Below are 13,642 nucleotides of genomic sequence, written 5' to 3'. Positions count from 1 at the left end.
ACGAGTAACTTTTCCTTTCGCCTGCAGTTGCGCCATTACCCGCTGTGCCATATTCGACGGAATCGCAAAGCCGATACCTTGACCCTGGGTATTGACCGCTGAGTTAATGCCGATGACTTCGCCGTGGATGTTTAACAACGGGCCACCGGAATTTCCGAAATTGATAGAAGCATCGGTCTGGATGAAATCCTGAAATGCGGGCCCACCTCCGGCTATTGGTAGGTTGGAACGCCCTTTCGCGCTTATCACACCAACCGTAACCGTCCAATCGAGACCGAAGGGATTTCCCACCGCAATCGCCCACTCCCCCACTTTCAGTTTTTCACTGTCGCCCCAGTTAATCACCTCGGCGTCAGAAAATGTCTCTTTCACTTTAATCAAAGCTAAGTCGGTATCGGGATCACGTCCGACGATTTCTGCGGTTAACTCTTTCCCCTCTTCAAACTTCACCATTATTCTATCGGCGCCTTCGACCACGTGGTTATTGGTTAGGATCAAACCATCGGTACCGACGATGAAACCGCTGCCGCTGCTCGACTGCTTGGGAGTTCGCATCCGCCGCTCATTCGGGTTCGGTGCCTGTTCTTCCTCTTGATTGAATGGATCGAAAAAAAAGTCGCGAAACGAGTGGAACCGCATTACATCCGAATCCACTCCTTTCTTTTCGACTTGTATATTCACCACGGCTGGTTTGATCTTTTCCGCAATCGCAACAAACGGCGATTCGCCATTTACGATTAGATTTGCCGCTGGCGTCGCCGTTGCCGTACGATCCCATCCCCTTCCCGCTGTAAACAGTACTCCGGTAAGAAATGCGATGGTCGCGACCAACGAGACGGCTGCGATCCAGCGAAAGTTTTTTTGGTTCGTGTTTTCTATCTTCATATCTCCACCTCTACGATGTCTTCGGTTTACTACTGATGTTGTAACGATGATACGTAGCAACGGGGAAAAAGTTCCAACAAGTTTCGTTATGGGTGGGTACGATTATGAAGGGAGTGACAAAATGCGATGGCAAGCGCATCAGTAGCGTCAAGCGGAAAAGGGGCTCGGGTTTCGGGGTTCGGAGTTCGGGTTGTATCTGGTAGGTTTAGAATGCGACCCATCATAAAGGAGACTTGTTCTTTGGTTGCCGAGCCGGAGCCGGTAGCGGATTGTTTCACTTCTCGCGGAGAATAGGAGAATACCGGAACATTGGCTTGAGCTATTGTGAGCAACAGTGCTCCACGGGCTTGTCCGAGGATTAATGCCGAGCGAGCATTCTCCCCGAAAAACGGCTCTTCGACCGCGGCAACATTTGGCGAATACTCTGCGATTACTGTTTGTAAGCCTTGTGAGAGTTGTAGCAATCGTGACTCATGGGGATCACTCGGTTTCGTTCGGATAACTCCAGCATTGATGAACATAACCCCTTTTCGCGTGAGTTCTAATAAACCCCATCCGGTAACCGCCGTGCCGGGATCAACACCGAGGATCCGGTCGCCGGTCGCAAGCGTCGTTTGTTCCGCTCGGAGGGCTACGGCGGCGAATTCGGATTTGGTGCGGGGAGTGCGCGCTTTATGTAATCCCATATAGTAAGGTAACGCGACATCTGGTAAAAAAAGAAAGGGGCGTATACCATACGCCCGTAATGAGTAGGGACAGGTCTCCAGACTTGTAAAAGAAAAAGGGGCGTATGCCATACGCCCCGACAACCAAACTACTCGTCTTCTTCGACGATATCGGCATTCGTCCATACTTTTTGGACGTCGTCATGCTCATCTAATGCGTCGAGTAAACCAATCAGCGTACGGGCATCGCTGCCTTCCACTTTCACTTTATTTTTGGCAACGCGTTGTGCTTCGCCGCTTTCGATTTTAATTCCGGCTTTTTCGATGGCGGATAGAACTGGTTCGAGATCGTGCGGAGCGGTATAGACTTCAAACATTCCTTCTTCGCCCACGACATCTTCCGCGCCAGCTTCGATGGCAACTTCCATCAATTTGTCTTCGTCAATCCCTTCACCGTCAATGGTGATGACCCCTTTGCGCTCGAACATCCAACCGACGGAATTCGCTTCGGCGAGGTTGCCGTTTCGCTTTGAGATCATGTGGCGGATTTCGCTGATGGTGCGGTTGCGATTATCGGTCAAGGTTTCGATTAAGACGGCGGTACCGCCGGGGGCGTATGCTTCGTATACAATTTCTTCGTAATGAACCCCTTCGAGTTCTCCAGCGCCTTTCTTGATGGCACGGGTGATATTATCGGCGGGCATATTGACGGCTTTCGCATCTTCGACGGCGCGGCGTAGCCGGGGGTTGCCATCGGGATTGCTGCCGCCTTCCCGTGCGGATATTGTTAGTTCACGGATGACGCGGGTGAACGCTTTACCGCGTTCCGCGTCAATTGCCGCCTTCTTTCGTTTAATGGTTGCCCACTTCGAGTGACCAGACATGTGATACCCTAACCTCTGACAAATGGTGGTTTTGGAACCGGGAGCCCCTCCCGGTTCATTCGACGTAAGTAAAGCAATCTACAACCAACCTCGGCAAGAGCGCAAACGAAGGTTCCCCTCCATCATTACGCTACCCTGTAGGGGGTCGATTCATCGAACCTGCGTGCTTGATGAATCAAGCCCCTTCGAAAAGGTTATACAACAGCGGTGCGGTGTTTAGCGACCCACGACTTCATATATTCGATGGATTCTTGGGTAGACGTACCGGGTCCGAAGAGTTTTCCGACCCCTTTCGCTTCCAGTGTCGCCATATCCTCTTTCGGGATGATCCCGCCGCCAGTCAAGAGCACATCGTCGAGACCGCGCTCTTTCATCAGATCGAGGACTGCCGGGAAGAGCGTCATGTGGGCGCCGGATAGAATCGATAACGCAACGATATCGACGTCTTCCTGTAATGCCGCTTCAACGACCATTTCCGGGGTTTGTCGTAACCCGGTATAGATGACTTCCATCCCGGCGTCGCGGCAAGCCGCCGCCATAACTTTTGCACCACGGTCATGACCATCGAGACCGGGCTTCGCAATTAAAATGCGGATTTTATGTTCCATTGTTACTTCCCTACAACTTGTCAAGAATCCTATTGTAAGATTCGACATCCATCCCGATTTGATTCAGAATTTCTCGTATCAAACCTCTTCCTAGTGGTTCTGAACCATGATTCGGCAATACAATAATATGACCGTCAGGTCTTTCAAATTTAAAATGACTTCCCCGTGAGGAAGTACAAATGAATCCTTCTTTTTCAAGTACTCGTTTTAGAACTCGAAAAGGAACAACTCTAAGTTTTGTCATTTTGTTAGTTCAACACTTAACGTTGCAACATACTCCGAGTCGATATCTGTTTCTTCATCGGAATCGAGGTAAAGCGCAATCGCTTCCCGGATGTTGCTTTCCAACTCGGTTAGGTCGTGGGCTTGGGTATAGCATCCCGGCAGCTCCACCACCGACGCAACCAGCACTTTCGTTTCGAGGTCGCGTTCGACCACGACATGAAATGTGTGTGTCATAACAACCTCCGACTTACCAATGGGATTGCTTCGTCGCTTCGCTTCTCGCAATGACACGTCAGGCAAGAGTGCCTAACCTCCAGCTTATGCAAGATACTAAAATACGGAAGTTTCGATGTATTCGCCGTATACGGTTTTCATCACTTCGACCATTTCACCGAGCGTGACCATCGCATTGGCACAGTCGATGACGTATGGCATAACGTTCTTGCCTTCTTCGCAAGCGCCTTTCAGCCGGGCGATGCACTCATCCGCCTGCACATTGTTACGGTCACGACGGATTTGTTTCAGGATGTCGCATTGACGCTGTTCAGCGCCTTCACTGATTTGCAAAATCGGGATTTCGACTTTCTCGTCTTGCTCGATGTAGTCATTGACGCCGACAATGATGCGGTCTTTCCGGTCGAATTCCTGTTGATGGAGATATGCCGCATTCGCAATTTCGCGTTGGAAGAATCCGTTATCGATACCGGCAATCACACCCGGGAGGAACCCTTTATTACCGCCGATCTCTTCAATCTTCCGGAAATACTCGAGCGCTTCGGCTTCGATTTTGTCAGTCAATTCCTCGACGAACCAACTGCCGCCAAGCGGATCGATGGTATGAGCGACACCAATCTCTTGTGCGATGATTTGCTGGGTGCGCAATGCGATTTTTACCGCTTTTTCCGAAGGGAGCGCGAGCGTTTCATCCATCGAATTGGTATGGAGCGATTGGGTACCGCCAAACACTGCGGCAAGCGCTTCATAGGCAGTGCGGACGATGTTATTCTCCGGTTGCTGCGCCGTCAACGAGCAACCTGCCGTTTGAGTATGGAAGCGGAGCATACACGAACGCTCTTTCTTAGCGCCATACTTCTCGCGCATGATCCGTGCATAAATTCTCCGAGCCGCGCGGAACTTCGCTACTTCCTCGAAGAAGTCGATATGGCTATTAAAGAAATGCGAAAGCCGCGGTGCGAAATCGTCAATATCGAGTCCCCGCTCGAGCGTCGCTTCGATGTAAGCAAATCCATCGGCGAGTGTGAATGCGAGTTCCTGTGCGGCGGTGGAGCCGGCTTCGCGAATGTGATAGCCGCTAATCGAAACGCTGTTCCAGAGCGGCATTTCCTTCGTGGCAAATTCAATCGTATCAACGACCAATTTTACCGAAGGCCGTACCGGAAAGATAAATTCTTTTTGTGCGATGAACTCTTTGAGAATATCGTTTTGGAGCGTACCGCCCATCTTGGCGCGGGGGGTTCCTTTTTTCTCACCGGCGGCGATGTAGAATGCCCACAGAATGAACGAGGGGGAGTTTATTGTCATGGAAGTCGTTACCGCGCCTTGATCGATCCCGCGCATCAAGACATCCATATCACGCAACGAACTAACCGCGACGCCGCACTTACCGACTTCCCCTTTCGCCCACTTATCGTCGCCATCGCGTCCCATCAGTGTCGGTAAATCGAAGGCGACCGAGAGACCGGTTTGTCCATTGTTTAAGAGATAGTGATAACGCTCATTGGTTTCTTCCGGCGTGCCAAATCCGGCAAATTGTCGCATCGTCCACAACTTGCCGCGATACATATTGGGATGAATACCGCGAGTATACGGGTATTGACCGGGAAATCCGATGTCCGTTTCGAGATTGCGATTCGAATAGGTTTCCGGTAATCCTAACAGCGAGATTGGTTCCGAGGAAACCGTACGGTAGAAACCACCGCGATCCTTCATTTTCTTCGCACTCGCCTGCCATTGGGTGCGCGCGGCAAAATATGATTCCGACATTCCCTGCGGTTTCGCATCCGGCGTTTCACCGCCGTTAATGCGATTCGCTTCCGTTACCTTCTTTTCCAAAGTCGCCACGTTATCTCCCCCGAAAACTGCGATACAACTCTTCGACCAATTCACTCGGCGCTCGTCCAGTTTCAATCCCGGCGAGCAACATTGCTTCTCTCCCATCGCCCCATAGTTCACGCTCAACGCGTTCCGTCAACAAACTGCGTAATCGCCGAGCAAACCGCCGATCCCGCCGTGTTTTCATCATGCCTGATTCCGCTAACGTACGATGATGCGTGTCGATGTTTTCAATTAACTCGACGATGCCTTTGTTTTCCGTCGCAATGGTGTTCAAGACGGGCGGCGTCCAACCGTCCCACATCTTTAACGAAATCGCGCTGCTAAGCTGCTGGGTCGCACGATCAGCGCCATCGCTATCGGATTTGTTCATTACGAAAACGTCGGCGATTTCCATCAAGCCGGCTTTCATTCCCTGAATTGAATCGCCGGATTGCGGAACTAATACAACAAGTGTCGTATCAGCAGCGCGGGCAACTTCTAACTCCGATTGTCCGACGCCGACGGTCTCTAACAGAATTACGTCGTAACCACCTAAATCAAATAAATCCGCTGCTTCATCGACCCCGCGGGCAAGTCCGCCGCTGGCGCCACGCGACGCCATACTGCGGATAAACACTCCGCTGTCACCGCCTAAGATCTGCATCCGAATCCGGTCACCAAGCAATGCCCCACCACTAAAGGGCGATGAGGGATCGACTGCAATAATCGCTACTGTTTTCCCCAATTCACGGTAACGCTTCGCCATCATCGTCACCAGCGAAGATTTGCCAGCGCCAGGCGGACCCGTAATACCTATTCGGTCAGCACGACCTAAACTGGTGTATTCACGGTTAACACGGTCACGTAATTCGACGTCACCGCTCTCTAATTTTGTTAGAAGCCGGGCAAAGGAACGAGTGTCATTGTCCCGGATAAAATCAACTACAGTTTTCACAGCTCTTTTCGTGTTACTAAATGCGAACAGGCGAGTTCGCGAAGTTTACTTATTGAGAGGGGCGTACCGCGATACGCCCCTATGATTGTCGAGCAAGATACGCTCAAGTTCAAATAGTAATTGTGTCGGACAGGAGTGTCCAACCTCCAAGATACAGGTCTGGAAACCTGTCACTACCTCGACAGACAAGAGTGTTTGCACAACTGCTTCATCAGTCCGTTGGACAAGAATGTCCAACGTACAGTGAATACTATCGAAGACGGCGCTTGAATTCCTCAAAATCATTGAAGATGAGGGACGAGCCAGAACGCCTGATCAATCCTTCTTCTTCAAACTTGGAGAGTAAACGGGAAATCGTTTCGCGGCTGGTGCCCGCCAAATTCGCAACGTCGCGTTGCAAAGGAAGATTTTGAATTACGACCCGACCATCTCGAATCGAACCAATATCTTCCGCCATCCGAATTAACGTATTCGCTACTCTGCCTCGCGCATCCTTCAACGTTAAGCTTTTTATCTGCGCATCGGATTTGCGAATTCGTGCGGCAAGTTCCTTGAGTAACTCAATTGCCATCGAAGGATACTTATCGATCAAATCGAGGAAGGTATTGCGATTCAATACCCACAGCTCGACATCCTCTATTGAGGTGACTGTTGCACTGCGCGCTAAACCATCGATAATGGATAGTTCGCCGAAGAAATCCCCTTCACCGAGAATCGCGAAAATCGCTTCGCCGCCTTCATTCGAGATTCCACTAACTTTCACTCGACCTTTGTCGATAATGAATAGGTTCTGACCGAGATCGTCTTCAAAGATAATAAGGTTGTTGCGTTTAAATTTTTTCGGAACCATCAGCTCGGCGATGCGTTCCAAATCCTGCATTGTCAGTCCACGGAAAAGCGGAACATGACGTAAAAGTTCAAATCTCATGGTTGTTCTCCGTTCGGTCTTGTGACGGGGAAGGGCTTTCCAACAATTTTTTTAGTAACTCTATCCGGTCATCAAGCGGCAACAGGCGATTGATCAGCAAGTGCTTACCATCCGGGCTAACCCAGACTCCCCCGTGAAAGTCACCTTGCTGCTGTTGTACCCGCCGGTACCGGGTTCGTGCTAATTCGAGTAAACGATCGTATTCGCGTGATTTACTCATCACAACTTGTCACAACAAAATGCAAAATGCAAGTGATTAACATCATGTTTATCACGTTAGCTACATCACCCTACTTTGTTAAAGTAAATTTATTAATGTGTTTACGAAAGCAAATACTTGTCTATCTGTAGAAACAAATCTCTTACAGAAGGTTTATCCGCTTCTCTCGATCTAGCGCTGCGACGATTTCCCGCACTTCCTGCACTCGGTCGAGATGGCAGACTAACGTCGCATCGGGGGTATGGACCACGACGACATTTTCCAATCCGACGATTGCCGTGAAATGTTCCGGGCTATGAACAAAAGAGTTGCTGGAAGCGATTGTCATGCCGTCACCAAAGACCGAATTGCCATTATCGTCAACAGGAAGCTGCCGTTTCACCTCATTCCAGTTCCCGACATCTGACCAACCGATATCAGCTGGAATCACCAGCACTTTGTCGGCATGTTCCATTATTCCGTAATCAAATGAGATCGATTTCGTGGCATTATACAACTGTTTCCGGGCACGCATCTCATGAGGGGTTCCGATAGATTTCGAGTACTCCATTAAGTCGTGATGGAAATCCGGAAGATACTTCTGGAACTCCTCCAGGAGGGTGTCTGCACGAGCGATGAAAATGCCGGCATTCCAAAGAAAATCGCCGGAATGGAGAAATTGTTCTGCCATTTTTCGATCTGGTTTTTCAGCAAAGGTCTTTACTTTGTGAATACCGTGAGATTGGGCACTCCCTTTGAACTGAATATAACCATAGCCGGTTTCGGGACGAGTTGGTCGAATACCAATTGTTATCAACTCTTCACCACGCTCGGCACGGGAAATCGCCATAGCCAGAATATCTCGAAAGTCGTCTTCCCGAGCGATTTTATGGTCGGCTGGCAGTACAACAAGTACCGCCTGTGGAGAAACATGGGCGAGATGAATGGCAGCTAAGCCGATGCAAGGTGCAGTGTTTCTTCCCAGCGGTTCGGCGAGGAAACTCGACTTTTGTAACATCGGGAGCTCTTTCCGCAGCGCAGGAATTTGCTCCTCGATTGTAACAATCCGGACACAAGTTGGGGGGATAAGCGGTTGTAAACGGTCGATTGTTTCTTGAATTAACGAGCGGTCACCAAAAATGTTCAGTAGTTGTTTCGGACGGTTGCGGCGAGATAACGGCCAAAACCGTGAACCGATGCCACCTGCCATGATGATTGCATAAGTCATAGCATTCCTTTTTGTTACGTCCTATCTTAGAACGATTACCGAATCCGGATCGGATCGGTCTCCACTGTCCAGCGGCTCCGCACCCTAACGGTATCAGCGATTATCAATGGTTCGGCATGCCGGAACGGCCTCAAAGTACCAGGATCGGGCACACCGTTTTGGTTCATATCGCGAAAAGCGCGTAATCGATACGTTCCGGGAAGATTTTGTATCTGCAATATGCCGGTTGTGGCGGATTCGACGATGTCTCGGGAGCTTGTGCTAACCCAGCCGATGCTACTCCCGGGAAAACGGTTTGAAACAGCTTCTAACACAACTGTGCCCGATGCACCAGGCCATAGGTCTATCACTTCGGTTTCGACGGTCCCGGTTGTGTCCCCGGGATAGACACGATAGGTGTACACCAACATCGTATCGCGACCAGAAACATCAGTAAGCGAACGAAGCTTGGATGGATTGCAATGCAATTCAAACTGACGTCTTTCCGATAACTCATTTTCCATGCGGATCGTAGCCGTTAAAGGATCGATTGGTTGTACAAACAAAGGTACGACCTGTGAATCGGGTATTGTAATCGCGCTAAACGCTTCTCTAAAATCGGTTGCTCTTACGCCAAGATTTGTTTTTACCTTCCAGATTGTTTTCTTAAACACCCAGCCCGGAGGTGGATTTAAAGAAACGATAGTAGGCGCTAAAGTGTCTACCCCTTTGGTTTGAGTCGGAAAGCGAGGAGTAACCGTTGTATCGGGAATTTTCACCCCTTGCCAATCGATAAAATTGACAAACGAGAGCTGCAAAGTATCTACTTCCGGTACAGTAGGAAACACACACCACCATTTCGTCGAATCAGTAGGGTCGGGATAGGAGATTCCCACGTAAGAATTTCGGTCGGATGCACGGATGAGTGGTTGTGTGCCAATTCGAGCGGTAACCGGGCGGCTAAACCGAACTGTCGCAATGCGTGGCGCGACCATCCTCGCGTTCAATATCGTAGGGGGTATTGTATCACGCTGGGCTAACTGAAACGAAAACTCAACGGCGGAATCTCGCGGTACGATGGCATCTTCAAACGTGATTCCCAACCGATCGATCGAAGGGTCATAACGTCGGTCACGATTTTTATCATCAATGGCAAACAGACGGTATTTGCCATCCTTCAAACCGGCAAACCGGAAGCCACCAACACTATCGGTTGCAGTAACCACGTCGGGAATGTCCCACCAAGGTTGTGGTTCCGAGTTTTGATAGCGTGAACCCGCTTCTCCGTCGATTCGCCACGCCCATATCCAGATTCCAGAGCGCATGGTTGTATCGTATACTTTTCCTCGCAACACTCCATCATCTAACGAGTCTCCGGTAGAAAACAGCAATTCCAACGGTTCTGACATTGGATTGCTGCGTTCGTCAGCCAGTTTCGGAGAAATCGTTACTCGATAGGTTTGATTCGGTTGTAAGGGTTCCAACGGTTCGATAAGCAATCGACGGTTTTTTCCAACTACTCTTATCCCCGCCGCTGGAAAGGGGGATATGGATACCAGTGTAGGATCAATTGTCTTTAAGCGGGAATCGAATAGTACTTCAATGCGGATATCTCGTGATACATTGCGTTGGCGATCCTCAGGGACAGTAACAACCGGTACAGGACCTACCCGATCTGTTGGACCACCGGGAGGGGATTTTATCTTTGCACAACTCGAAAATAACAGAATGATTGCTGATAGCAAGACTGCAAGAGAAATGACGCGACTTTTTCTAACCATCTGTTCATGCGATGGTTGCAACTGTAACATCGAAGCTTTGGATGTTTCCGGTATTCTCATTCGTTTAGCATATCTGGTTGTGGTCCGATGCGGACACCAGATAGATAGAAGTATCGTAAGTTGTTATCACTACTGTAGATGCGAATTGTGTTTTTGCCTTCGATGAGCCGATCTGCAACCACATGTCGCTCCCATCCTTCAGGATCGGTTGTGTCGATAGTACGTGACGGCGCCCACTCCGATTTCATAACCCGGTTGTTCACTTCAATGACAGCCGCTGTGCGGTTTACAAACGTGAGAGGGTAGTTACGATTGCTCTGCATCGCCTGTAACCAAAGAAACATCGGAGGGTCGTTGGGATCTCGCCGCGGCAAATCAAATTCAATCTGAATAAATTGACCACCGACCGGATTGCGGTTGGGAAATGCCATTCCAAATTCCCAAGCAAAATGATTCAATTGCTTAACATTTACAATTTTGGGACCTTTGTCGGCATCAACTTTGAAACCACCGATGTCGGGATGTCGGATTCCGGTAACCCAACGCATTAAGTTGGATCCAACCGGTCTTCCATTTTGATCAATGCGCAATTCAACCGCATAACCAATCCGATAATTCACTAAAATGTCTTGCGAAGGATCGGTTTGGGTTACGACAATCTTCATTGGTGGGGGTGTGATATATCCCGTCACACTCGCAAACTCGAGTAAATGCGCCCCGAATTTTAAATCGCCCGTCCATTTGCCGAGACCACCCTCTTTTCCATCGACTCGAATCAATCCCTCGATTGGTCTTGTAATCACTGTAACCGTTTTCGATGTAACGGTATTAATCGAGTTTAACACAAAATGAGCGCGTTGTTCTTGAAAGGCTTCGCTCAAAAACACCGATTGCTCTGCCGGATCAACTGTAAAGCCTTCTTTTCGGACTTGCACCCGATGGGTACCAATTGGCGCCAACAACCACGCATCTGTTGTTTGTGCGGTACGCATGCCGTCAAGGTATATTTCTGCACCAGGCAGATTACTGGTAACGTAGATACGTCCACTTCCACCGACCGATGGGAATCGTTTGTGGTCACGGCGAGTGATTCCGAACGTGTCACGTAAAACCGAGGTATAATCGGGTTGGGTCGGTTGCACAACATTGGGTTGAGTATTCGGATTATTCGCGGTAGGTTTTGGTGCAGGCACCTCAGATGGACGTCGAAGCAAAAAACTAATCGACACCGTTTTTCCAGATTCGACGTTGATCGCATGCGCGTACGGTGCCGGAATCAGCGAGTCGAGAACCACTTCGACCATATAATACTTTGGTTTTACACTCTTTACAATTGCTGGGGTGCGAAGTCCAGTTGTTTGACGATCAATAAATATTTCCGCGCCTGAGGGATTGCTGTATACTTCGATGTTTCCGGGTCGGTTATAAGCAAAATAGATATAGCCTGAGATGATTAACACCAAGAAAAGGATAACTCCACCCAATTGCAGGAGCCATTGTGAATCTTTGATCCCGCTCCCAACTAAGGTATCGCTCTGAGGTCGCCGGTGGAACAACCAATTCATTCGTTCGTATCACTCCGAAAGGTATAACTTTTCAACTTACATAATCGAGATGCAATTGCCAAACTGCAATCCATGGTATACTACTGCGTTTAATCCCCGTTACCCCCATTTGTATTCACATCGGGATAACCGGGAGACAGAACTGCTTTATGATACGCTTCGAGCACGCAACTTGTTATTCCATGATGGATTTTCACTTGATGCTGCTTGTGGCACTGGTCGTTGGCTTCGTTGTTTGAGAACTCACAATCATCGTGCAGTTGGTTTTGATCTCTCGTCATCGCAGTTATCCGCTACCCATGATTTGATGACAGTTCGGGCAGATTTGTTGCACTTTCCGTTTAGAAATGAAACTTTTCAACAGGTTGTCAGTTTATTTTCCAGTTTCGGTTACTTTTCCGACGAATCGTTCGATCAACAACAATTAAATGAAACATCCCGGGTTCTGGTTCCAGGGGGCACTTTTCTTTTAGATACTATGCCTTATCGCGCGTTGAACGAAATTGTTGCAACCAGTCACTTTACTTTTCCTGACGGGGTGACCGCAGAAATCAAGCGCGAACGAATTGGCGATAAAATCCGAAAAACTATCCTGTTGTCCAATGGTGAGTCGTGGGAAGAACAACTTCGACTGTATCCAACCGCCCATATAGATGAGATGGCGGCTACTTGTAACCTCCGTTTAGTTGACCGTTTTGGCAGCTATGCGGGTGACATCTTCGACGAAAACCATGCCAACCGGGTGATATCCTGTTATGTTCAAAATCGTTAAACAACATTCCTGGTTGGAAACCAACCTTCCTTCCACCGTAAAAGCTGGGTTATCCGGTGAAGATCATGAGTCTTATCCGGCAGGAATTACCGAGTGTGTCGAGACAACCGGTGAAACAACGGCTACCGGGCAACAATCGGGCTTTGGCGGCGGCCCGCTGTATACAACCTTTAAACGATGGACTTCCGAAACGATTGCCGGAACCGAGGGAAAGAGTTGGTTTTGGGTGGAAGTCGGCGACAGCGACTGGAATGAAATCGCCCACCTCTCTTCCGACATACCCGGCGCAAAATGGCAGGACGATTCTCCAGGTGTGCCAGTGGGAATGCGTCCGTTACCGAAAGATTTTATTACTAAACTCGGTGATCGGATCAACCGGCCAGAGTTTTCCGAAGTACTGGACGCCTTGCGAGAAACAAGCGTCATGCGTTCTTTTACCGCGTTGCAAACGTGTATTGCAGGAAACGGCAGCACGTTTTTCTCTGGTTTGCCATTTTTGATCGAGCCGGATGAAACAAACTTTCGCAACACGATCTCGGAGTGGTTTTTAAACTTACCGGATGGTTTGCGTGCATTACAGACCGGGATCGATCGAGTCAAACGGCGTTACGGAAACATTCAAGCCGAATTGTTTCGCGACCGCACCGGCTGGTTTTGGGTTGAATCGCCTTTGTCAAAACGTATTCCTTTGATCTGGAATGGGAAAAATACATTCTTTATCGAGGAACTTGCATTTGATGTAAAGGGATTATCGGAGTTTGCAAAAAATGGGAATGGCATTTTCGTGCCGGGAGCGCTGTGGCGAACCGTCGTTCAACAAGCGTTGCTCGAACCTCAAGTAGTTGTCGTAGGTCCGGCGGAAGCTTCGTATTGGGGTGAAGTCCCGGAGCTGTTTTTTTGGACAGGTCTGCCT

14 protein-coding genes are annotated in these 13,642 nt (G+C 49.2%); 2 read left to right on the top strand and 12 right to left on the bottom strand.

The window, feature by feature from the left end; translation table 11 throughout:
- From OEM52_09485 to OEM52_09430, 12 genes are all read right to left on the bottom strand, one after another.
- On the bottom strand, nucleotides 1-885 hold an 885-nt coding region (locus OEM52_09485), incomplete at its 3' end, for a trypsin-like peptidase domain-containing protein (GenBank protein ID MDK9700363.1).
- Nucleotides 886-971: 86 nt separating this feature from the next.
- On the bottom strand, nucleotides 972-1,682 hold the full coding sequence (gene ruvC / locus OEM52_09480) for a crossover junction endodeoxyribonuclease RuvC (GenBank protein ID MDK9700362.1): 711 nt from the start codon (nucleotides 1,680-1,682) through the stop codon (nucleotides 972-974).
- A gap of 17 nt (nucleotides 1,683-1,699) precedes the next feature.
- Nucleotides 1,700-2,434 carry a YebC/PmpR family DNA-binding transcriptional regulator gene (locus tag OEM52_09475; protein MDK9700361.1) on the bottom strand — a complete coding sequence of 245 codons (735 nt, stop codon included), beginning with the start codon at nucleotides 2,432-2,434 and terminating at the stop codon, nucleotides 1,700-1,702.
- A 194-nt stretch (nucleotides 2,435-2,628) separates the two neighbouring features.
- Entirely contained in the window at nucleotides 2,629-3,042 is a 414-nt protein-coding gene (locus OEM52_09470; GenBank protein MDK9700360.1) for a cobalamin B12-binding domain-containing protein, read from the bottom strand.
- A gap of 240 nt (nucleotides 3,043-3,282) precedes the next feature.
- Nucleotides 3,283-3,501, bottom strand: coding sequence for a type II toxin-antitoxin system HicB family antitoxin (locus tag OEM52_09465; protein MDK9700359.1), 219 nt, complete (start codon nucleotides 3,499-3,501; stop codon nucleotides 3,283-3,285).
- 96 nt (nucleotides 3,502-3,597) lie between these two features.
- Complete coding sequence (locus OEM52_09460; GenBank protein ID MDK9700358.1) at nucleotides 3,598-5,271, bottom strand: methylmalonyl-CoA mutase family protein; 1,674 nt, start codon at nucleotides 5,269-5,271, stop codon at nucleotides 3,598-3,600.
- Between the two features lie 79 nt (nucleotides 5,272-5,350).
- The gene (gene meaB / locus OEM52_09455) at nucleotides 5,351-6,277 is read right to left on the bottom strand and encodes a methylmalonyl Co-A mutase-associated GTPase MeaB (protein ID MDK9700357.1); all 927 of its coding nucleotides are present in this window, start codon (nucleotides 6,275-6,277) and stop codon (nucleotides 5,351-5,353) included.
- 250 nt (nucleotides 6,278-6,527) lie between these two features.
- On the bottom strand, nucleotides 6,528-7,205 hold the full coding sequence (locus OEM52_09450) for a Crp/Fnr family transcriptional regulator (protein MDK9700356.1): 678 nt from the start codon (nucleotides 7,203-7,205) through the stop codon (nucleotides 6,528-6,530).
- The gene (locus OEM52_09445; protein ID MDK9700355.1) at nucleotides 7,195-7,425 is read right to left on the bottom strand and encodes a hypothetical protein; all 231 of its coding nucleotides are present in this window, start codon (nucleotides 7,423-7,425) and stop codon (nucleotides 7,195-7,197) included. Before OEM52_09445 ends, OEM52_09450 begins: the two co-directional genes overlap by 11 nt.
- Nucleotides 7,426-7,567: 142 nt before the next feature.
- Nucleotides 7,568-8,632 (bottom strand): mannose-1-phosphate guanylyltransferase, encoded by a 1,065-nt coding sequence (locus tag OEM52_09440; GenBank protein ID MDK9700354.1) that lies wholly within the window; start codon nucleotides 8,630-8,632, stop codon nucleotides 7,568-7,570.
- A gap of 35 nt (nucleotides 8,633-8,667) precedes the next feature.
- On the bottom strand, nucleotides 8,668-10,422 hold the full coding sequence (locus OEM52_09435; protein MDK9700353.1) for an Ig-like domain-containing protein: 1,755 nt from the start codon (nucleotides 10,420-10,422) through the stop codon (nucleotides 8,668-8,670).
- A gap of 26 nt (nucleotides 10,423-10,448) precedes the next feature.
- Nucleotides 10,449-11,957, bottom strand: a complete 1,509-nt coding sequence (locus tag OEM52_09430; protein MDK9700352.1) for a PEGA domain-containing protein — start codon at nucleotides 11,955-11,957, stop codon at nucleotides 10,449-10,451.
- Between the two features lie 55 nt (nucleotides 11,958-12,012).
- Between OEM52_09430 and OEM52_09425 the strand changes: the two genes are divergently transcribed.
- Both OEM52_09425 and bshC read left to right on the top strand, forming a co-directional pair.
- Entirely contained in the window at nucleotides 12,013-12,729 is a 717-nt protein-coding gene (locus OEM52_09425) for a class I SAM-dependent methyltransferase (protein MDK9700351.1), read from the top strand.
- The coding region (gene bshC, locus OEM52_09420; protein ID MDK9700350.1) for a bacillithiol biosynthesis BshC at nucleotides 12,713-13,642 on the top strand (930 nt) is incomplete at its 3' end. The genes OEM52_09425 and bshC, both read left to right, overlap by 17 nt.

The sequence above is a fragment of the bacterium genome (assembly GCA_030247525.1).
In the GTDB taxonomy this organism is placed as follows: domain Bacteria; phylum Electryoneota; class JAOADG01; order JAOADG01; family JAOADG01; genus JAOTSC01.
This window is presented reverse-complemented; position numbering and strand designations above follow the sequence as displayed.